This window comes from Dickeya parazeae Ech586 (genome assembly GCF_000025065.1).
Classification (GTDB): domain Bacteria; phylum Pseudomonadota; class Gammaproteobacteria; order Enterobacterales; family Enterobacteriaceae; genus Dickeya; species Dickeya zeae.
In genome coordinates this window covers 3,016,837-3,037,673 of record NC_013592.1, presented here as the reverse complement: position 1 = coordinate 3,037,673, position 20,837 = coordinate 3,016,837, and the positions used below count along the sequence as shown (strand labels likewise).

Here is a 20,837-nt window from a genome sequence, read left to right as displayed (position 1 = left end):
CGCGCCCGGAAAAAGGAGTCATCCTATGAACCTTACTCTGAATAAGCTGATGGCGCAGGGCCATCAGCGCCAGCCGTTACTGGCAGGCGACGTCTGGCTGGTGGGTGCCGGTCCCGGCGATGCCGAGCTGCTGACGATCAAAGCACTGCGAGTGATTCAGCAGGCGGATGTGGTCGTGCATGACCGGCTGGTTTCCGCCGATATTATGGCGTTAATTCAGCGCGACACCTTGCGCATCGATGTTGGTAAACAGCAGGGCAACCACGCACTGCCGCAACCGCAAATTAATCAACTGTTGATGGAGCTGGCGCAAGCCGGGCAGCGTGTCGTGCGCTTAAAAGGCGGTGACCCGTTTATTTTCGGGCGTGGCGGTGAGGAAATGGATTACCTGCATCAACAGGGTGTGCGTTGCCATGTTGTACCGGGGATTACTGCCGCTACCGGTTGTGCGGCAGCGGTAGGGTTGCCGTTGACACACCGGGATTGTGCTCAATCGGTACGGTTTATTACCGGCCATGCCCGTGATGGCGAGCCGCAACTGGACTGGGAAACCCTGGGGGCAGGCCAGCAAACGTTGGTGTTTTATATGGGGTTGAGTCATGCCAGCCGTCTGTGCCAGAAGTTAATAGCACACGGCCTGCCTGCCAGTACGCCGCTGGCGATTATTGAGCGCGGCACGCAGCCGGAGCAACGCGTGATGACCGCGACGCTTGCGACCTTGCCCGCACTGATGGCGCGTTATCAGCCGCAGTCGCCCAGCTTGCTAGTGGTCGGGGAAGTGGTGCGTTTTTGTCGCCATCCGGCACTGACGGTGGCCAGCGAAGCGATGATGAAGGTGGGAACGGTGGCGGCATAAGCGACGACTGCCGCCCGACAGCGGGCGGTAGCCTGATGAAAGGATGTGTTATCTTCTGAGCCCGATCTCATCGACAAGCGCATTCATTTGCTCGGCAATCAGAACGGTAATGTTTTCATCTTTCAGGTTGCCCTGATCGTCGAAACCACCGGCAAAGGCGTTAGCGAAGACTTCCGGCTTGTTCAGCACATGAACATTCAGGTAGACGCAACTCTGGCGCAAATGATACTGCGCTCGAGAGGTGCCCATACCGCCGCCCGCGCCCATCAAGGCTGCCGGTTTACCGCTTAAAATGGTGGTATCCGGCAGGCGGGATAACCAGTCCAGAATATTTTTCAGCGCCGGTGCCATCGAATAGTTGTATTCGGTGCAGGCAAACACAAACCCATCCGCCTCACTGGCCTGACGGGCGATGCGCTGTACGGATTCCGGTACCTCAGTCAAATCAGCGTTATAAAACGGTACATCCAGCAGGTCGGCAATGTCCAGCGTGGCATAAGCGGGCAGTACCGACTGCGCGGCACGCAGCAATCCCCGGTTGGCAGAGGCTTTACGCAGGCTACCACCAATACCTAACAACTTGATTTGATTCATGGTGTTGTCCTTTTTGTGTGAAAAAATCACCAGGATAACGTCGGCGCGCATCGCGTCATCGTTTTCCCTGACTCGTCATAGCATAGAGCGTGGGGAGAAAATTGCCATCGAGTAGTGTGGACTATTCCGTGAGGATATTGGCGTTTTTGTACTTTACTCTGAAGATATTAGGCACCGTAATAGCGGTCCATCAGCGGACGGTCGTTATCCAGCAGGTAGTGGTTGAAACGCTGGTAGAGATCGCTTAACTGTGAAGGATTATCGCCAATCACATCCATGCCCTGATCGTCGTAGGGGAAAAGCTGCACCATCAATGACCTGTATAGTCTTCTATTTTTTTGATTACGATGCTTAATCTATTTCCGTTATAGTATCAGCTCTCTTTCTTATCTGTTTATTTAATATGAAATTATTAACATTAGCCTCAAGGATAGTGGTGCTGGGTTTCGTTTGTCTGGCCGGGGTAGTTCAGGCTGACGATGATTTTCCCGTTTATCGCGGCACTATAGGCAATACCACCATTGTGGTGGAGCTGTATAACGCCCCCGGTCAGCCAGAGAACCAAAGTATTAATGGGCGTTATTTTTATACTAAATACCGCAAAGACATTGGATTATCCGGCTCACAGGATGTACAGGGCAATCTGGTGCTGTCGGAAGGCGATGATTCGATGGATGAGCAACAAGCACTGGCTGGCAAAGATCCGATACCGGTGATGGTGCTGCGTAGCCGCGATCAGAACACCTTGCAGGGCGAATGGCGCAACGGCAAAGGGAAATCCTATCCGGTGGTGCTGTCTCTGGTTACCGAATTGCCTGCGACAGCCTCACCGTTTATGCAACAGGCTTATCAGCATTCACGTTATGAATACCTGCGGCATGAAAGAGCTGAGCCAGTTATGACAAAGCAGGAAACGGTGAATGGGTATGATGTGGAATGGTGGCGGGATCCATTATCTGGCATGACGACATTTCAGTTACGCAGCGGCTATCCGGCAGAACAATTGTCGGGGTTGAATACGGTGTTGCGCAAGGAACTGTGGCAGGAGGTATTAAATTACTACCGTTGTATGCAAGGGACAGATAAAGGCTCCTATACTGAGCAAGTAAACATCAACCAGTTACTACCTTGGGTAGTGAGTTACTCTATCGCTGGCAGTGAAAGCTGTGGCAATGGTTATAACTCTGGTGTTAGAAGTGAAAGCCTATATGCTAGCGATGCTAGTCATATGGAGTTAAAGGATTTGTTCTGGGTTGGCGAGCAGCCAGCACCAGATAATACGTTGGAACCGAAAGATTACAATGATGGAATACTCCCACATTGGCTGGCTGAGCAATTCTCTGTGATGTATCCAGCAAGAATGGCTAATACGGTAAATAGTGGTGGAGGTAATACTCTGTGTGATTATCGGCGGCCTGAGGTCTGGATGTTTCCAACATGGAGCCTGACTGCTCAGGGCATTCTTTTCCACCCGACTTTCCCGACGAGTGACAGCGTTTGTGATGATGCTCCCTGGGCCATCGTACCGTGGAGTGTCGTGAAGCAACATCCTGGTCGTTTGAAGAATTTGCCGCTACCTTAATATGCACGACGAATGTCCCGGTTTGCGTGTATCCAGACCGGGGTACTCATTGTGATTCCCTGTATATACCCATCTTTCTGCAACTCGAATTATTTGGGATAGGATCAGAATACTGTATGGTTTTTGATTACGATGCTTAATCTATTTCCGTTATAGTATCAGCTCTCTTTCTTATCTGTTTATTTAATATGAAATTATTAACATTAGCCTCAAGGATAGTGGTGCTGGGTTTCGTTTTTCTGGTGGGGATGGCTCAGGCCAAGACTGTAATATATAACGGCACGCTGGGGACAACGCCGGTAGTGATGGAGTTGGATGTTAACGTAGATGGGCGTGTGGAGAGTCGCTATTTCACTACCCCAGAGCGAGTGACTCACCATATTAATGGTCAGCGCAGCAAACAAGGGCAGTTGACGCTGAATGTCGATGTAGATGCGTTGGAGAATGATGACGAGGCCGATGCTGAGGCAAAGCCCACCAACAGCCCGGTTATCACGTTACAACCTGCCGATAATAACGGCTGGCAGGGCGAGTGGCGTCAGGGGCAGGGGGCACCGCTCACCGTGGTACTGTCGCCAGTAGCACCGATAGCTACCGCCGGATTGTCGCCCTTTATGCAGTCACTCTACCAAGTCTCGCCTTATGACTATCTGCTGCGTGCAACGGCTGAGCCGGTGATGGTCAAACAAGGTGTCGTCAATGGTTATAACGTGGAGTGGTGGCAGGAACCGAACGCTAAAATATCGATGTTCCAGTTAACCTCGGGTTATCCGGCAGAAAGACTTGTTGCATTGAATACCGCACTACGAGACAGCTTCTGGCGCTCAGTCTTGGCTGTTGCACAGTGTGAACACTCGGACGACAAGGTGAAAATTAGTCTGTTGTCAGAGACGCTGATCAGCTACGTGGTGTCCGATGTCAGAGACTGCGGCGGTGCGCATAGCTATATGGACGTGTCACCCCATATTTTACAAGTCTCAAATGCGAGCTGGCTGACACTCTCTGATCTGATGTGGGTAGACACGTCGCCAGTACCTGATGCCTCAGCTATCCCTGATGCGTATTTGCAGGACACTTTACCGACATGGCTGGCGGCTGAGTTTGCCCGGCTTTATCCGAAACAGACCGCGGCGACGGATGATGAAAGTGACGATGTCTGTGATTACAGTTCATCGGAAGTGTGGGCGAACGCGCCCTGGAGCCTGACACCCAAAGGCATCTATTTTCAGACCATGGCCTCTAATTTTACGTCGCTGTGTAAAGGTTCCGGCTGGGAAATCCTGCCTTGGGATATCGTCAAACAACATCCCGGACGGTTGAAAGATTTGCCGTTGCCGTAACAGGCATCTTTCCGCGTTTGGTTTGTTAAATGCAATAAGGCCCGCATATATGATGCGGGCCTTATCATGTTATAGCTGTCTTTCAGTGCATGAGTCGGTGATAACGTTTGTTATTGCACCCGTACGTCGAAACCGGGGAAGTATTGTTTCGCCAGTTTCTCGACGGTGCCATCGTCTTTCACTTGTTTGATAGCCTTGTCCAGTTCGGCTTTCAAAGTCTCATCACCTTTACGCAGGCCAAAACCGATGCCGCTGCCCAGAATCGAGGTGTCTTCTACCGGCCCGCCGATAAAGGCGTAGCCTTTACCTTCTGGCTTATCCAGGAAACCGGACTGACCTGCCGCCGCCATTACCAGCGTGCCGTCCAGACGGCCTGCCGCCAGATCGTCGTATGCCAGGTTTTGATCTTTATAGCTTGTCACCGTCACACCTTTCGGCTCCCAGTGCGCCTTGGCATACACTTCCTGAATAGACCCCTGCAACACACCGATATTTTTGCCTTTTAGCGCTTCGGCCGTCGGGGCCAGACCGGTATTGGGTTTGCCGACTAATTGTGTCGGAATACGGTAAATCGGCTGGGTGAAGTCGATCGCTTCTTTACGTTTTTCCGTGATGTTCATGGCAGAGTTGATAGCGTCGAATTTTTTGGCCTGCAGTGCCGGGATCAGGGCATCAAAGGAGGTTTCTACCCAACTGCATTTGAAGTTACCGGCCTTACAAATGGCGTTGCCCAGATCGATATCGAACCCTTCCAGTTGCCCTTTGGCGTTTTTACTCTCAAACGGCGGGTATTCTGCTTCAAGACCGAAACGCAATTCAGTTTGCGCCAGTGCAACGGAAGAGGACAACAACCCCAGTGACAACATCAGTATGCTTAGTTTTTTCATAGTGGGAACGATCTCCGGTGAATCAGTAAGTAGTGTTCAAATCATGATTAAACAACGGTGCCCTTCAGGTAACAGCCAGGTACGGCGACCTATTAACGACCTGTTACCTTACACAAGGCTTTTGCACCCGCCAGTAGCGTAGCGTCATCCTTAGAGAAGGAAAGACGAATTAATTTATTATCCGTACCATCGGTGTAAAACGCCGAGAGCGGAATAGTCGCCACGCCGTGCTCGACAATCAGTCGTTTGACCATATCGCTGTCGCTCTCATCGCTGAAATGCGCGAAGCTGGCCAGTATGAAGAAGGATCCGGCGGAAGGCAGCAGTTCAAAGGGGCTAGCTTGCAACGCCTGCGTGAGCAGATCGCGTTTTTGTTGATAGAACAGCCCCAACGACAAATAGGTAGCGGGGTCTGCCATGTACTCGGCAAAGGCATACTGCATCGGCGTGTCGGCGGAGAACATCATAAACTGGTGGATTTTGAGGATCTCATCCATCAGCGCTGCCGGGGCCAGACAGTAACCGACGCGCCAGCCCGTGACGTGAAACGTCTTGCCAAACGATGAGACAATTACACTGCGTGCCGCCAGCTCGCTGTGGGTTGCCATGCTGTGGTGTTGCTGCCCGTCAAAGACCACGTGTTCGTAGACTTCATCAGACAGGATCACGATATCAGTGTTGCGCGTCAGGCGTGCCAGTTGCGCCAGATCGTCAGCACTCAGCACCTGACCACTCGGGTTATGGGGCGAGTTGATGATAATCATGCGGGTGCGTGACGTGATGGCGGCCTGCACTTCATCCCAATTAATGCTAAAACCCGGTAACGCCAGTTTCAGTGCAACCGGTGTCGCGCCTTGCAGCCGCACAATTGGCGCGTAGCTGTCAAAGGAGGGTTCGAAATAAATGACTTCATCGCCCGGGTGTACCAGCGCAGAAATAGCGGAGTAGAGCCCTTCGCTGGCACTGGCGGTGATCGTGACTTCCTGCCCGGCGTCATAATGCTGGCCGTACAAACGCCGCACTTTTTCCGCCACCACCTCTTTGAGCGACACCAGCCCGGACATCGATGCGTATTGATTATGACCAGCGGTCATGGCGCGCGTCACCCCGGCGATCAACTCGGGAGAGCACGGAAAACTGGGTGCGCCTTGTGACAGGTTAATGGCGTTATGCTGGCTGGATAACTGACCAATGACGGTGAAGATAGTGGTTCCTACATCCGGTAATTTGGAACTAAAGCGCACCGGGGTGTGAATCGGCATACGTGATCTCCGTGGGTTGCCGTTAATACTCGTACGTTAGTAACACGAGACGTTAATAACACAGTACGTCGAAACGTAATAAATGAATAACTATTCATGCATTAGACGTTGCCGGTAGTAGTACCACAATCGAATTGTTGTCATAATAGCCATGAGAAAAATGCATGGCTTGAGGCCTTTCCTGGTGCTTTTATCCTCTGTCAACGATAAGTTGCTGTGATGATGAGCCGCATACTTGATGAAATGAGCGGCCATTAGCACCAGTGATGCAGGATTAACAGGTCAGTGGCAGTGCCGTTTTTTCTGCATAGTTATGTAATCAATTTACTTATGGCTACTGGCCAAAGGGCATTGCTGAACATGAATAAACGTATTCCGCCACTCAATGCGCTACACGCGTTTGTGGTCACCGCTCGCCATCTCAATTTCACTCGGGCGGCAGAGGAACTGTTTGTGACCCAGGGGGCGGTAAGCCGTCAAATCGCTTCACTGGAAGCGTGGCTGGGGTTTGCACTGTTTCAGCGTCATGCGCGCGGTTTGCGGCTCACCCCGCAGGGCAGCCAGCTACTGCCAGACGTCCGTGAGGTGTTCGAGCAACTGTTTCGGGTCACCGATCAGGTGCGTGAAGGGCGCTCGATCCGCATGAAAGCGCCGACCTGCGCCATGCGCTGGCTGGTGTCACACCTGATGATGCTGGAGCAGTCACGACCGGATATCCATGTTGCCTTGACCACCACCACCGAGCACGGGGTTGATTTTCGCCATGAAGATTTCGATGTGGCGGTGGTGTTTGCGCCACATACGGCACCGACGCAACACGATGGCAAGCTGTTCGACGAGGTACTCTCGCCAGTGCTGGCACCGCACTTGTTGTCAGCCGGGCAGACAACACTGATGCCGGAGCAACTGTCCCGGTTGACGTTACTGCATCCCACCCAGGATCAGCGCGACTGGAAATTGTGGCTCAAAACGCAGGGCATCAGCGAGCAGATGATACGTCGCCATCAGCAGTTCGATACGATGGATTTAGCGATCAGTGCCGCGATTCAAGGGTTTGGGATTGCGATTGCCGATGTGACGCTGGTAGAAGACGATCTCCGCCGCCAGCGGTTGGTGATGCCCTTCAGCAGTACAGTGAAGACGGGGGCAGCCTATTATCTGGTGCACCGGCCCGGCACACAACCGGAATGGCTGACGGATTTTCTGACCAGCTTCACCGCGTGTTTATCGATGGGTCAGGGCTGATGTAGCCAGGGTTCACACAGCCTGACCTGGCCTGCGTCGAAATCGACACTGACCTGTACCCCGAGTGGCATTGTTAACATCGGGTGGGTATGGCAGCAGTCGAAATCCGCCAGTACCGGCAACGGTTGTCCCTTAAGCACCTCGCGCAATACGGTTAACGAATCACGGCCGCTGCCTTTGTCATCGAACAATTCGTGTTTACCCAGGATCACTGCGGCGACCCGGTCAAACACACCGCATAGCTTCAGGTGTACAAAGGCGCGTTCTACGGTGGCGATGTCCTTGAGTGAGTCTTCCAGCAGCAGAATGTCGCCGTCATTAATGGTCGGCATAAACGGGCTGCCCCAAATCCCGGCCATGGTGTTGAGATTGCCACCGATAAGCCGCCCCTGATACGAACCGCTGCCCTCAAAACGCCACTGGTTGGTATAGGTGGTTTTGGCGCGTGACTGCTGGTTCCAGTCCACCCGTTCGTCGGTCCAGCGTGATGGCTGAGCATATGTTTGGCTGGGCTGCACTGTGCTGGTCAGTGCGACGAAACTGGCAAAGGTCTCGTCTACCAACGGTGGGAATTCGCCAAACGAAGCCACCAGCGCGGGGCCGTAAAACGTCACCAGTCCGGTACGGGCATAAATACCCAGTAATAACGCGGTCACGTCGGAGTAACCGATAATGATTTTAGGGGCCCGGTGTAGTGCGTCGTAGTCGAGATAGGGCAGCAGTGCGTTGCTGTTGTTACCCCCGATAGTCGACATGATGCAGCGTACCGCCGGATCGCGAATCAGCGTATTCAGCTCGTCGGCACGAGCGGCAATACTGCCGGAGCGGTAGTAATCGCTTTTACCGGTCAGCGAACCGGCATGCAGGCGGTAACCGTGCTGTTGGAGAAAGGATTTCGCCCGCTCAAAACGGGCCGGAGCGAAGTGCGTTGCCGGTGAAGAGGGGGAGAAAAAACCGATGGTGTCGCCCGGATGCAACGGTGGGGGCAGTAACAGGGTATGCGACATGAATTCCTTTCTCCGAACAGGTGCCATAGGGTGGCTATCAATCATAAGCGTTTCTTTTTAATTGCCGATCACTATAAAAAATAATTTCCGACGTTTTTTATAAATGGTGGCCTTCAATAACATAAGTAACATTTACCGTGCTGAAAAGCGGTAATAGCTATGCAGTTCTGCTTGTGAAATGCCATTTCATTCTATTTTATTCGCCGGGTGCGAAAATTGATAACCTTCTGTCATTACAAGGTTTTATATATAGTTCACCTCTTGTTTTCGCGTCACCTCGCAGAAAAACATTTCCCCGACTTGATAGGTACGGGATAGCCGTATGGTCAATGAAGACATAACAACAGACGACATTACACAGCACAGGCTTCGCAACAATGAAAATTTCGACACGATTATGGAGTTTCACCGGGATGCTATCGTTGGGCATCCTGATCATGGGCGCTATCGGCATGTTTACCGCTGAAAAGGCCAATCAATCACTTAAGACCGTGTATGAAGACCGCACGGTGGTACTGGCCCAACTGGAAAAAATGGAATGGCTGATGCAGCGTAACCGGATATTGCTGATGGATATGCTGTTATTACCGGACGCGACCAATAAACAACAACGCGTTGAAGAACTCAATCAGAATACGACCCGGATCGATCAGGTGTGGCGTGAGTACCGTGCAACATATTTGACACCGGATGAAACGCGTCTGGCGGATCAATTCGCTGGGAATTTGCAACGCTATAACCGCGAGGGGATACAGCCTACTGATTCGGCGATCCGTGCCGGACAAATGGAACAGGCAATGCGTCTTTATGACAGCAAAGTCAGCCCGCTGGAAAAACAAAGCCATGCCATACTCAGCCAACTGGTGACGTTGCAGGTTGATGTGGCTAAAGAGGAATACACCGACTCTGTGCAGCGTTACCAGTGGCTAAAAACGCTGGCTATTCTGGCGGTGCTGGCCGGTATTAGCGGCGCGGTGGTATTTGGCTGGTTGATGGTGCGTGGCATCGTCCGCAGTCTGCTGCAGGCACAATCAGCCGCCGAAGCGGTTGCGAATGGCGATTTAACCTACCCGATCACCGTCCGTGGACGTGATGAAATTACCGTCGTACTCAATACGTTGTCGCATATGCAGGAAAGTCTGGGGCGCATTGTCACGCAGGTGCGTCATGGTGCTGAATCGGTGAGGATGGCCAGCGGTGAAATCGCGCACGGCAACCATGATTTGTCCGCACGTACGGAATCCCAGGCTAGCGCGCTGGAGCAGACGGCCGCGTCGATGGAGCAACTATCCGCGACGGTGAAACAGAATGCGGATAATGCTCGTCAGGCAAATCAGCTGGCCCAGACGGCTAGTCAGGTGGCGGAGCAGGGCGGAAGCGTGGTCACTGAGGTGGTGGACACCATGCGGGAGATCAATGATAGCGCCCAGCGTATTGCCGACATCATCAGTGTTATCGACGGTATCGCGTTTCAAACCAACATTCTGGCGCTGAATGCGGCGGTGGAAGCGGCCCGTGCCGGTGAACAAGGTCGCGGATTTTCGGTGGTGGCGGGTGAGGTGCGGGCGCTGGCGCAGCGCAGCGCAGAGTCAGCCCGTGAGATCAAAGCGCTGATTTCCAGCAGTGTCGAGCGCATTGAAAGCGGCAGCACGCTGGCTGATAAAGCCGGTAGTACCATGCATGATGTGGTCAATAGTATCCGCCGGGTGACCGACATTATGGGGGAAATCAGCTCAGCCAGCCATGAACAGAGTAGTGGCGTATCGCAGATTGGCGAGGCGGTGGTGAGCATGGAGCGTACTACCCAGCAAAACGCGGCGCTGGTTGAAGAGATGGCGGCAGCAGCGGGAAGTTTGAGTGGTCAGGCAGAAGAACTGGTGCAGGCCGTAGGGGTATTTCGACTCTCGGAGCGGGCGCCCGGCGTGGTACCGGACACCCGTAGTGCAGAACAAGCTACAGAACAAGCGTGGTTACCGAGTTATCAGTAACCGATAGCGGCGCCGGCGGGTCGGCGTGAATCGTTGGCGCCGTACAGATACCCTTCACGAACCTTGCCAGACACGGCTGAGTCGTTGCCGGAGTTAGCAGGGATGACCCCTTCCACACCGGGCAGACCGACCATGATAAGCTCGGTGGCGCCCCAGGGGGTCTGTTCCACCATCTTATAGCCGCGTTCTTTTAGCAGCTTGAGGGTATCGGCAGACAGACCACGTTGTTCGTAGTACACCTCATCGGGTAACCACTGGTGGTGGATGCGTGGTGCATCCACCGCTTCTTGCGGCAGCATGCTAAAATCAAGAATATTCAGCGCGCTTTGCAGCGTAATGCTGATAATCCGCGACCCTCCCGGTGAACCCAGTACCAGGAAGATTTTGCCGTCTTTGGTCACCAGTGACGGGCTCATTGACGACAGCGGGCGTTTACCCGGGGCAATGGCGTTGCGTTCTCCTTGTACCAGACCATACAGGTTCTTCTCACCGACTTTGACGGTGAAGTCATCCATCTCGTCGTTCAGGAAGAAACCCGTGCCGGGCGCGATAACGACCGCACCGAAGCGACCGTTCACCGTATAAGTGGTAGAGACGGCATTCCCCAGATTATCGACGATCGAGTAATGGGTGGTTTCCGGTTTTTCATGCGGTTCCATGCCGGGTTTGACCTGTTCAGACGGCGTGGCGTTGGTCTCGTCGATTTTTTTGCGGATTTGAGCCGCATAGTCTTTGCTCAACAGCCGCTCCGTGGGGTTTTTAACGAATGCCGGGTCACCCAGATAGGTGTTGCGGTCCATGTAAGCGTGTCGCATGGCTTCGGTCATCACATGGATAGCTTGCGCTGAGTTAAATCCCATACTCTTAAGGTCGTAGCCTTCGAGAATATTGAGCGTTTCACACATCGTGATCCCACCGGAGCTGGGCGGTGGTGATGAGATGAACTGATAACCGCGATAGCTACAGGTGATAGGTTTGGTTTCTGTCACCCGATAGTTGGCGAAATCAGCCGCTGTCAGAATACCACCCCCTTTTTTCGCCGCCTCTTCGATAACCTGAGGAAGGGTGCCGTGGTAGAACGCATCAGGGCCTTTGTCGGATATCGCCTGTAATGTGTTGGCTAAGTCAGTCTGTACCAGTCGGTCGCCCGGTTGTAAGGCGGAGCCGTCCGGGCGCAGAAAAATGCGTGCAGATTCGGGGTCTTGTTTAAACCGTTTGACAGTCGTGTCGAGGATATCGGTATCGCCGCGTGTCAAAACAAAACCTTCTCGCGCCAGTTTGATAGCCGGTGCCATGACCTGCGCGCGGGTCAGCTTGCCGTATTTTTCGCGGGCCGTTTCCAGCCCCAGTACCGTACCGGGAACACCCGCTGCCAGATAGCCATACAGACTGGCATCCTTTTTAACGTTGCCGTTCGCATCCAGATACATATTGGCGGAAGCGGCGGCAGGCGCTGTTTCACGGAAATTAATAAACGTATCCTGACCATCCGCCAGATGGATTGTCATAAACCCACCGCCGCCGATGTTGCCGCAGCAGGGATTGACGACGGCCTGCGCATAACCGACCGCTACCGCCGCATCAATGGCGTTCCCCCCCATTTTCAGAATATCGACACCAACTTGTGATGCGAGGTACTGTGAGGTGACCACCATACCGTTTTTCGCTTCCACTGCCGGTATGGAAACCGCGTGGACTGCACCGCTGACCAGTAACGCCGTCAGACTTAACGGTAGCAGCCATTTTCCCGATGCCATAAAACCCCCTTGTAACCGGATTGATGTTGTTGTCTTTACGTACCGTTGTGATTGTGTCTCTGTAATGCATGCCGCGTGCCACTTTAGCTCTGACACCATGCCGTTTTCAGTGTAGCTGTGACGGCATGCAATACACGGAAAATCATCAGGAATGTTATCGATTTGTGATGTCTTCGCCTGATGAGGTGTAAGTCCGAAGGTGTATCAGTAGAGCATGACCCGAAGAGGGATTAACCTGGGGATGAATGGGATTTTGCGGTATGCCTGGCATAGGCATCGCATACCGTTGTGACGATTTGCTCACCGATAACCGGCCCAGGAAGGCATTGCTGGCGAATGCGCTGGCAATTTTCGGCAATCTCGGGGTCGTCCAGTAGCTGGCATAACGTATCCTCGAACCTGTCGATCTCGTTGTCTTTAAGCCAGGTACCACACTTCATGGCCGTCACCCGACGTGCGTTATCGAACTGATCAAAGGCACTGGGAATCACCAATTGAGGGATTCCGGCGGCGAAGGATTGCGCCATCGTACCGATACCGCCGTGATGGATAATGGCCGCACACCGATGCAAGTAGTGGTTCAGATTGACATGGCGTTCGATACGAATACCGGTATCGTTTGCTAAGTCATCATTGGGCTTGCCAACGATTAAACATTGATAACCACGTCGACGAATTTTTTTTACCAGAGAAACCATCAATGCCTGTTTGCTACTGAGCGCCCAGCTCGGCATAAACATTACGGTCGGCCGATGTGCGATGAACTGTGCCAGAGAGTCATCTTGCTGATTATCCAGTAGGTTAAACAACGGAAACCCTACCTGGCGGATATGAGGCGGCCAGTCTGGTAAGGGAGAGGCGAACCACTCCGGAAACAAGCACAGTAACGTCGAGTCAGTACGATGCGCCCAGGATGTCAGTACGCGTTCGATATGCGGTAATTGCAGTTGATTTCTAAAGCGATTGATAGAAGGCGCCAGTGTTCTGTCAATCAGGTATTTCTCGGCGAGATGCAAAAACAGGCGGCGCAGGCGAATCGGTAACCGACGGCCCCAGGCCAGTTGGCGGTGATAGGGAGGATCGTAGCTGGAAATGAATGTTGATGGCGTGACGCGTACCGGGATAACGCAGCAGCCACGGGTTTCGCTGAACATTTTGGCGGAGAACGACCAAAGCGAGGTGAGGATGACCGAGGTACTGTCGACCCACGGTTCCAGCGCATCATAAGCGGCTTGCTGTTGGGCATTCATATACATCACCATTTCATTGAATGCGGATTTTTGATTCCATAAGCGCTGTGAGTTAACGGCACGTAAATATTCCTCACTGCTACCAACCGGGATAAACTGCAATCCTCTTTCTTTTGCCGTTTTTTCAAAATAAGGATTGGTACAAAGGTAAACTTCCAGTCCGGCATTCTTTAATGCTTCACCTATTATAATGAATGGATAAACATCTCCGGCAGATCCCAGCGTGGATAAAAATATCCTCATGACTCCCTCCTGTGTGCACCAGAATTCTCTGGTGTAATTTCATCCTTGTGATTTATTACGGTAATTAATAGTGGTGTGGAAAATAACCTCTTAGCTGGCTTTCATTGCCTATTATTCCTTACCCGATGCGTGCACGGCACTGAAGGTAGGATGTCTTACCGCTCTTTTTGCATAAGGCTGTGATAGTCAATATCGGCTGGCTGGTAGCGTGTTATCGCGAGTATAGGGGAGGGAATATAAGTCTGTACAGGTATTATTCTCGTGCCGGTTTATTGACTTTTGTATCAAATTTTATTCTAAGTAAAGAATAAAATAGCAACAGGAAAATAACAATAATTGATTGTCACACTGGTTTTTTATTGTGGATAGATAGTTGAGGTTAATTAATTAACATGGGCTGATTATCACGGTCTACCTGGCTGATCATTAATAATGATCTGACTTTATACCCGATTAATTCATCCGCGGTGATAACGCTGATATGACAGCATGGCGATGACATAGCGGGGTGTCGGGCCATACAAAAAAAAACGCCTCGCAGTTCTTTATGAATTGCAAGGCGTTGAATTTGGCTCCTCTGACTGGGATCGCCTTTGCCAATAACTGGCTGATACTTAACCTAAATAATAATTACCTTCCTGTCAAGACCACCAGAATGACCACCAATCGAAGCGGTTATATAAACTGATTTGAGCGGTCTCATGCATTTGATGATCGTTACTATGGTCATATCTACAAGGGTTGTCTGCTCTGTGTCCAGGCTGTGTGAAAACGATTTAAGCTTGGGACATAGACGCAAAAGAGGCCGACGCCAGCGCTTTTACGTAAAATCTGCATCATATTTCTATGCAAATTTTCTAAGAAATCGTCTAAACGCGTGACCTTCTGTCAGCAATCAGAGTTTTCACACAGCCTGAGCCAGAAGCGGACATACCTGACTGGGTTCTGAATCTGAATCCCGGCTTAATTCACACAGGCCTTTTCCGTACATATTGCTCACTGGTTCAGCCATTCAGCAGAATACATCTGCAGTTCATCTGTCGTCAGAGTCAGTTCCCGGTTGTCCGTCAGTCGTTCAACGGCGAGCTCGATAAATTTTCTGACCCTCAGTGGCTGCGCTTTGCGACTCCCGTAGTAAGCGTACAGATGAAGGTGGCTGGCCACATGCTCCGTCAGTAAGGGCACAAGACGGCCTTCACGTATCAGCGCAGCTGAGGACAATGATGAGAGCTGTGCAATAACCTGCCCGGTAAGCGTGGCCTCAGCTTCTATGTCTGTGCTGTTTGTTGCCACGGTTGGTGGAAACTCTCGTGTCTGGATTTCTCCCCCAATATTTACGTACCAGGGAAATATTGCATCCGTTCCCGGATGGCGAAAAACGCTACAACGATGGTACGCCAGCTCCTCCAGCGAACGGGGTACACCGTGTGTGCGCAGGTATGCCGGTGAAGCACAAATAATCAGTTGCGCGCGAAACAACGGGCGTGCGATAAGTCCCTCTGTAGGCTGAGAACCAAACCGAAACCCCACATCCACGCGATCAAGAACCCAGTCCCCCACGTTATCATCAAGCTGAACTTCTGGCTGAATGTCCGGGTATCGACGACAGTATTCGTCAATGACTGGCCATAAAACCGGGGGGAAGGCCGAGCGGGGACCAATAATACGCAACGGACCTGAAATTTCGTCTTTTACCTGCCGTGCACGCGCAAAGGCGCGGTCTAGTACCGCCAGTGCCGGTTGTGTGGCTTCCAACAGTTGCTTGCCCTCCTCTGTCAGAGAGAGGCTGCGTGTTGTTCGGTGCAGAAGGCGCACACCTAATGATTCTTCAAGTTGAGCGAGTGCCTGGCTGGCGGCCTGTGATGTCACCCCTTTTGAGATAGCTGCCTGGCGTAGACTGCCCAGCTCCACAGCTTTCGCTAATATGTCTAATGCGCGAATGTCTTTTGTCAGCATGATGCCTTTCCCGATCAGGATAACTGACATCATTATCAATCTATACTTGCAACAGCTTCAATGATTTTCTATCTATTCACTTGATAATTGACTCCCTATAGTACCTACACTTCCCGGCACCTTTGGCCGGGATCAACCGGGAGCAAAGAATGTACGTAACCAAAGCTTATGCGGCCGCATCCGCAATATCCCCACTTGCACCGCTATCAATCCCGCGTCGTGACCCAAATGAGCACGATGTCCAGATTGATATTCTTTTCTGCGGGGTTTGCCACTCTGATATTCACCATGTGCGTGATGAGTTCGGCAGCGCTATGCCAACCATCTACCCGATTGTTCCGGGTCATGAAATTGTGGGTCGGGTTATCTCGGTGGGCGCGGCGGTGACAAAACACAAGGCTGGCGATATTGTCGCAGTGGGTTGCCTGGTCGATGCCAATCCGACCTGTCCTCACTGTAAAGCAAATCGCGAGCAGTATTCCCCCACCAAAGTGCTGACATATAACTCACCGGATAATCACGGTACTGCACCGGTGACCTACGGAGGTTATGCCGAAAGCATTGTGGTGGATGAGCATTTTGTCCTTCAGGTACCGGAAAATCTCGACCTGGCAGGTGTTGCACCGCTGGTATGTGCGGGTATCACTGCGTATTCGCCCGTCCGTCGCTGGGGTGTAAAGGCTGGTCAGAAAGTTGGCATCGTGGGTCTGGGCGGGCTTGGTCATATGGGCGTGAAATTTGCCCGCGCTCTGGGCGCACATGTGATTCTTTTCACCACGTCCCCATCCAAAAAAGAAGATGCACTCCGTGTAGGTGCCCACGAAGTGGTGGTGTCGCGCAACCCCGAAGAGATGCAGGCACACGTCGGTACGTTTGATTTTATTCTCGATACCGTGTCCGCCCCGCACGATCTGAATGTTTACCTCAACCTGCTGCAACCGGAAGGCAACCTGACGCTGGTTGGTGCTTCTGCTGACAAAATCGATATCTCAGCCTACAGCCTTATTTTTGGTGGCCGTAGCTTGTCCGGCTCACTGATTGGCGGGATTGCTGAAACACAGGAAATGCTCGACTTCTGCGGTCAGCACAACATCACATCGGATGTGGAGGTCATCGGGATTCAGGAGATTAACGACGCTTATGTCCGCCTGGAAAATGGTGACGTTAAATATCGGTTCTCTATTGACATGTCCACGCTGAAAAATGCCTGAGGAGCCTCGAATGCTGAAACATATTTTCATCGGCAAAACATATCCGGGTAAGACTGAGGCCGAGCTATCTGCTGTAGTGGACATCCTTCGCCATCTACCTACCATCGTCCCGTGGATCAAAGCCTTCAGCGTTGAAAAGACACTCGACTGGTCAGAAACCCAGGCAGTGGTGTTGATTGCCGAGTTTGACACCCCGGAGGACTGGGCGCGTTACATGAACGACCCTGATCACCTGGCGCTCGGAGAGAAAATTAAAGGCACCATCGATCTCTCCTGCATGAGCGTCGTGCAGACGGTCGCGTAAGCAGCCTATAATGCAAACAAAGGAAAATCTATGTCGGTTCAAACGTTAAAAGGTAAGGTGGCACTGGTAACGGGCGGCGGAACGGGACTCGGTCTAGGTGGCGCAAAGCGTCTGGCTGAAGAAGGGGCTTTTGTCTATATCGTGGGTCGCCGTCAGAATGTCCTGAATGAGGCGATTAAACAGATTGGCCCGAACGCCCGCGCCATCGTTGCCGATGTCTCCCGTAAAGAGGAGATGGTAAATGTCGCCTCTGTCATTCAGCAGGAAAAAGGTCATCTGGACATCATTTTCTCTAATGCCGGCTATTGCATTGGCAAGAAACTGGAGGAGGTGAGTGAAGAATTTTTCGACAACATGCTGAACGTCAACCTTAAGGGGCAGTTATTCACCGTTCAGGCCATGCTGCCCATTATGAATGCTGGCGGATCAATCATTCTGACGTCCTCCATGACCGCCTTTATTGGTCTGCCAGAATACACTACTTACGCCGCGTCCAAAGCGGCAGTTATCGGCATGGCACGAGTCTGGACCACTGAGCTCAAGTCACGCAATATCCGCGTGAATGTGATTAGTCCTGGGGCTATCCCGACTGAAGGCTATGAAACCATACAGGGTATGACCCCAGAGCAGGTTGAAGCCTTCGCAAGTAAATGTGCCGCTGAAATCCCAGTCGGACGTGTTGGCCGTGCTGATGAGATCGGGGACGGCGTCGTGTTCCTGGCCTCTGATGCCAGCAGCTTTATCAACGGCATTAATCTGACCATCGACGGTGGCCAAACACAGGTTTACGCCGGGAATCTGTCATAACCCGCTCATACCATGCTAACGGCTCCTCACTGGAGCCGTTTTTCTTCATACGTCGCCACGACGTACCCACAGACAGGAATCGGGCATTCCTGTATCAGGGGAATCTGAATAAAAATGTAAAAAAATAATACAGTGGCTGGCCTCCTCTCTCATGCTCCACCTGGCTGCAGGGATGCTTCCGGGGATTGCGGGCGCGGATAAGTCACGTAAACCGCTCACAATTCAACATACGCTGTTCGCTCACAACAGACCTTGCGCTATATGAGGTAGCTTGCTTCATGATGCGAGTTCAATCAACAGGAAGACAGTCAAAGGAATGCGGCAGCAAAAGAAGCTGCAAGGGTAAAAGCGGCAGGTAGGTGTGGCATATACGCACATCTGAGGACATGGCTTGGCGCACCTTGATGGCCCGCAGCTACGGGTTATAATCACGAACAAGGTGATTGGGTCAGGAAAGATGGCTGGATATGTCAATGGTCGTTTCTGTGTGCTGAGCTTCACGGCAAGCGCAAGCGCGCAGACTCGGGTCTGGAAGCCGGTCGGTAGGCGTCATGGATGTGGAAGTATGGCGATAGCCAATCCTCTTATGGATGAGTAGACAGCGAACCTAGAGCAGCACGATCTGCAAAGCGGAGACGCAAGGATTTATTTCGTCTATTATCCATTTGTATAAATGATTGCTTTCGGCCAAAACGGTTGAACTGTGTTCACTATTGTGGGTGATTCAATCGAAATATTGCTTTTACCCTGGACTTTAGAGAACAGCATAAAGTGACAATAAATATAGCAGATTACCTGCCAATAACTGCTATTAAGCATAGCGCTGAGGTATTAGCAAGTTTCGCATGTATTGTCTTGATTGGCTGAGCTGATGTCCGATTTCTGCAAATCTTCTCGCAATGCAAGGATGTCATGATGAGTATTACTAGCTTATCCGATGCAGGAGGGCCTGCGGCAAGGCAAGGCTTCAAGTATCAAGATCACGTAGCCGTCAGTTTCATCTTCAAGATGCTCTGGGATAGCAACTACTCCCAAGTGGAGTGCGAGACAGCGGATGATATCGTGGCTGTATTCCAATGTGCGGGGCAGCTCATAAACGAATACATTCAGGTCAAGACTACCGAAAGTGACAGCAAATGGAACTTGAAAGAGATAACAGCATTAGATGGCACCAAGGCCAATTCTTCTCTGCTGCATAAATCGCTGAAATGCGACGTGCGTCCCGGCTTTGCCCGCTTTCGAATTGTGACAAAGCGGGACGTCGCAAAAGTTCTAGAAGGATTCAAAAAAGAGATAGATACACGAGTTTTGCCTGATATAACTACGGCCCGAGGCGTAGCACTGCGCAAGAAGTTTAAAACGGTTGTCTCGCCTCAAAAACGAGACTTCTTGTACTGGGCAGAAAACTTTGTCTGGCAAGTGTACGGCGATATCGAGGCGCTGGAGGCCGTTAATATAAAGGCTTTGTCCCAGCTTGCGGAGAGGCTTGGAAATCGCCCTAACTTCACACAACTGCAGGCAATTTACGATGAATTCTTAGAAATTGCTGACAAGGCGGCCACGGCCAGCGTGAAGACAACTGTAGCATCCAAGATCATCCTCCGAGATGAGACGCTGGCTTACCTCAAGAAGTTATTAGACGAGGCTGATGATAAGTCAATGGCCACATCAAAACCTTATAAAAAGCGTCCGGATCCGTTCTTGAATGAATTTCACGCCAACACTAAAGAGGGCTTGTTGCACTCATTTTCTGGTTTTGACGTGCGCTATGCGCTTAAGAAATGGCGGCATGAACATTTTGCAAAGCATCTCATCGAATGGTTACCAGAATTTTCCCTCAAGGCCAGCGAAATTGTAAATATCCTTGCGCATAATGCCGAAGCAACCTTGGCACGGTCAATCAGTACCTTTAGCGACAGTGAGCTTCCGCGCGACAGGCTCATCGCGGAACTGATTCTCCATTCGATCCTGCGCAGTCGCCAAAATAGCGAGCCCGTTGCGTGCAAAGTCTTCTACAAATCCGCCGACAAGCTTTCGGAGTTTGGCAACGCTCACGTCGTTCAGATACCTGGTCAGGAAGATCAGTTATGGTTAGGTCTTGCTCGCCTGATCAAAGCAAACGACCTGGATACAACGATGGAGCATATCCGCGCAATCCTTGACGAAACGATCTCAGAAACGGTGCTGTCGGCAGAACGTGAAATCATTATTTCTCTACGCGAACCCTTACATCACCAGCCAAAAGCAGATGCCTTCAACCAGGCTCTACATCGTAATTCGCCGGTCGATGACATGCTGAATATCCTCTGTTTCCCCATTTTGTTAACCTACGACAGTGAAGCGCTTTCGTCAGGCTGGCTCGCTGATTACGTAGACAACCTCAAGACAGAGATCGAGACCCACTTTAGCACGTTCACCTCGAAACTGCCGGAGAACATCAAACAAATGAAGGTGATAGTCTTTCTGGTGCCAATGGAAAGCATCGAGCATCTGACTAAGGCTTTCAACGCCCGCTGCGAAAAACTGGAAGAGTTACAGGCATAACTGA

The 20,837-nt window shown here is 51.7% G+C and carries 17 protein-coding genes; 9 read left to right on the top strand and 8 right to left on the bottom strand.

Annotation, left to right across the window (positions count from 1 at the left end; all coding sequences use genetic code 11):
* Window positions 1–25 precede the first annotated feature (25 nt).
* The gene (gene cobA / locus DD586_RS13320; protein ID WP_012885353.1) at window positions 26–856 is read left to right on the top strand and encodes a uroporphyrinogen-III C-methyltransferase; all 831 of its coding nucleotides are present in this window, start codon (window positions 26–28) and stop codon (window positions 854–856) included.
* Window positions 857–904: 48 nt separating this feature from the next.
* Here cobA and DD586_RS13315 read toward each other — a convergent pair whose 3' ends face one another.
* Together DD586_RS13315 and DD586_RS21480 are read right to left on the bottom strand one after the other, a co-directional pair.
* Window positions 905–1,450 (bottom strand): NADPH-dependent FMN reductase, encoded by a 546-nt coding sequence (locus DD586_RS13315; RefSeq protein WP_012885352.1) that lies wholly within the window; start codon window positions 1,448–1,450, stop codon window positions 905–907.
* 167 nt (window positions 1,451–1,617) lie between these two features.
* Window positions 1,618–1,761 carry a DUF3885 domain-containing protein gene (locus tag DD586_RS21480; protein WP_228669689.1) on the bottom strand — a complete coding sequence of 48 codons (144 nt, stop codon included), beginning with the start codon at window positions 1,759–1,761 and terminating at the stop codon, window positions 1,618–1,620.
* Window positions 1,762–1,886: 125 nt separating this feature from the next.
* On the opposite strand from DD586_RS21480, the gene DD586_RS13310 reads away from it, so the two are divergent.
* Both DD586_RS13310 and DD586_RS13305 read left to right on the top strand, forming a co-directional pair.
* Window positions 1,887–3,032: a hypothetical protein gene (locus DD586_RS13310; RefSeq protein ID WP_012885351.1), complete on the top strand. Its 1,146-nt coding sequence runs from the start codon at window positions 1,887–1,889 to the stop codon at window positions 3,030–3,032.
* Between the two features lie 221 nt (window positions 3,033–3,253).
* Entirely contained in the window at window positions 3,254–4,372 is a 1,119-nt protein-coding gene (locus DD586_RS13305) for a hypothetical protein (protein WP_012885350.1), read from the top strand.
* Between the two features lie 110 nt (window positions 4,373–4,482).
* On the opposite strand, the gene DD586_RS13300 is transcribed toward DD586_RS13305, so the two are convergent.
* Both DD586_RS13300 and DD586_RS13295 read right to left on the bottom strand, forming a co-directional pair.
* Window positions 4,483–5,259 carry a transporter substrate-binding domain-containing protein gene (locus DD586_RS13300; protein ID WP_012885349.1) on the bottom strand — a complete coding sequence of 259 codons (777 nt, stop codon included), beginning with the start codon at window positions 5,257–5,259 and terminating at the stop codon, window positions 4,483–4,485.
* A 92-nt stretch (window positions 5,260–5,351) separates the two neighbouring features.
* Entirely contained in the window at window positions 5,352–6,521 is a 1,170-nt protein-coding gene (locus DD586_RS13295) for a pyridoxal phosphate-dependent aminotransferase (protein WP_012885348.1), read from the bottom strand.
* 360 nt (window positions 6,522–6,881) lie between these two features.
* Between DD586_RS13295 and DD586_RS13290 the strand changes: the two genes are divergently transcribed.
* Window positions 6,882–7,766 (top strand): LysR substrate-binding domain-containing protein, encoded by an 885-nt coding sequence (locus DD586_RS13290; protein ID WP_012885347.1) that lies wholly within the window; start codon window positions 6,882–6,884, stop codon window positions 7,764–7,766.
* Here the strand turns inward: DD586_RS13290 and DD586_RS13285 are convergent.
* Window positions 7,757–8,773: a S66 family peptidase gene (locus tag DD586_RS13285; protein WP_012885346.1), complete on the bottom strand. Its 1,017-nt coding sequence runs from the start codon at window positions 8,771–8,773 to the stop codon at window positions 7,757–7,759. The genes DD586_RS13290 and DD586_RS13285 overlap by 10 nt on opposite strands.
* Window positions 8,774–9,150: 377 nt before the next feature.
* Between DD586_RS13285 and DD586_RS13280 the strand changes: the two genes are divergently transcribed.
* Complete coding sequence (locus tag DD586_RS13280; RefSeq protein ID WP_041164480.1) at window positions 9,151–10,761, top strand: methyl-accepting chemotaxis protein; 1,611 nt, start codon at window positions 9,151–9,153, stop codon at window positions 10,759–10,761.
* Here DD586_RS13280 and ggt read toward each other — a convergent pair.
* The 3 genes from ggt to DD586_RS13265 all read right to left on the bottom strand — a co-directional run bounded on the left by ggt (window position 10,755) and on the right by DD586_RS13265 (window position 15,967).
* The gene (ggt, locus tag DD586_RS13275) at window positions 10,755–12,518 is read right to left on the bottom strand and encodes a gamma-glutamyltransferase (RefSeq protein ID WP_012885344.1); all 1,764 of its coding nucleotides are present in this window, start codon (window positions 12,516–12,518) and stop codon (window positions 10,755–10,757) included. The genes DD586_RS13280 and ggt overlap by 7 nt on opposite strands.
* 230 nt (window positions 12,519–12,748) lie before the next feature.
* Entirely contained in the window at window positions 12,749–14,011 is a 1,263-nt protein-coding gene (locus DD586_RS13270) for a glycosyltransferase (protein ID WP_012885343.1), read from the bottom strand.
* Between the two features lie 996 nt (window positions 14,012–15,007).
* The gene (locus DD586_RS13265; RefSeq protein ID WP_012885342.1) at window positions 15,008–15,967 is read right to left on the bottom strand and encodes a LysR family transcriptional regulator; all 960 of its coding nucleotides are present in this window, start codon (window positions 15,965–15,967) and stop codon (window positions 15,008–15,010) included.
* A gap of 149 nt (window positions 15,968–16,116) precedes the next feature.
* Between DD586_RS13265 and DD586_RS13260 the strand changes: the two genes are divergently transcribed.
* From DD586_RS13260 to DD586_RS13245, 4 genes are all read left to right on the top strand, one after another.
* A complete protein-coding gene (locus DD586_RS13260; RefSeq protein ID WP_012885341.1) occupies window positions 16,117–17,178 on the top strand; it encodes an NAD(P)-dependent alcohol dehydrogenase in 1,062 nt (353 codons plus the stop codon).
* Window positions 17,179–17,188: 10 nt separating this feature from the next.
* Entirely contained in the window at window positions 17,189–17,482 is a 294-nt protein-coding gene (locus tag DD586_RS13255; protein ID WP_012885340.1) for a Dabb family protein, read from the top strand.
* Between the two features lie 30 nt (window positions 17,483–17,512).
* Window positions 17,513–18,289 (top strand): SDR family NAD(P)-dependent oxidoreductase, encoded by a 777-nt coding sequence (locus DD586_RS13250; RefSeq protein WP_012885339.1) that lies wholly within the window; start codon window positions 17,513–17,515, stop codon window positions 18,287–18,289.
* 912 nt (window positions 18,290–19,201) lie between these two features.
* On the top strand, window positions 19,202–20,833 hold the full coding sequence (locus DD586_RS13245) for a HamA C-terminal domain-containing protein (RefSeq protein ID WP_228669686.1): 1,632 nt from the start codon (window positions 19,202–19,204) through the stop codon (window positions 20,831–20,833).
* Window positions 20,834–20,837: the final 4 nt, after the last annotated feature.

Coding starts and splice junctions, on each gene's coding strand:
- DD586_RS13250 (WP_012885339.1), top strand. CDS start 17,513: ATGTCGGTTCAAACGTTAAAAGGTAAGGTGGCACTGGTAACGGGCGGC.
- DD586_RS13270 (WP_012885343.1), bottom strand. CDS start 14,011: ATGAGGATATTTTTATCCACGCTGGGATCTGCCGGAGATGTTTATCCA.
- DD586_RS13245 (WP_228669686.1), top strand. CDS start 19,202: ATGATGAGTATTACTAGCTTATCCGATGCAGGAGGGCCTGCGGCAAGG.
- DD586_RS13280 (WP_041164480.1), top strand. CDS start 9,151: ATGAAAATTTCGACACGATTATGGAGTTTCACCGGGATGCTATCGTTG.
- ggt (WP_012885344.1), bottom strand. CDS start 12,518: ATGGCATCGGGAAAATGGCTGCTACCGTTAAGTCTGACGGCGTTACTG.
- DD586_RS13260 (WP_012885341.1), top strand. CDS start 16,117: ATGTACGTAACCAAAGCTTATGCGGCCGCATCCGCAATATCCCCACTT.
- DD586_RS13285 (WP_012885346.1), bottom strand. CDS start 8,773: ATGTCGCATACCCTGTTACTGCCCCCACCGTTGCATCCGGGCGACACC.
- DD586_RS21480 (WP_228669689.1), bottom strand. CDS start 1,761: ATGGTGCAGCTTTTCCCCTACGACGATCAGGGCATGGATGTGATTGGC.
- DD586_RS13300 (WP_012885349.1), bottom strand. CDS start 5,259: ATGAAAAAACTAAGCATACTGATGTTGTCACTGGGGTTGTTGTCCTCT.
- cobA (WP_012885353.1), top strand. CDS start 26: ATGAACCTTACTCTGAATAAGCTGATGGCGCAGGGCCATCAGCGCCAG.
- DD586_RS13315 (WP_012885352.1), bottom strand. CDS start 1,450: ATGAATCAAATCAAGTTGTTAGGTATTGGTGGTAGCCTGCGTAAAGCC.
- DD586_RS13265 (WP_012885342.1), bottom strand. CDS start 15,967: ATGCTGACAAAAGACATTCGCGCATTAGACATATTAGCGAAAGCTGTG.
- DD586_RS13255 (WP_012885340.1), top strand. CDS start 17,189: ATGCTGAAACATATTTTCATCGGCAAAACATATCCGGGTAAGACTGAG.
- DD586_RS13295 (WP_012885348.1), bottom strand. CDS start 6,521: ATGCCGATTCACACCCCGGTGCGCTTTAGTTCCAAATTACCGGATGTA.
- DD586_RS13290 (WP_012885347.1), top strand. CDS start 6,882: ATGAATAAACGTATTCCGCCACTCAATGCGCTACACGCGTTTGTGGTC.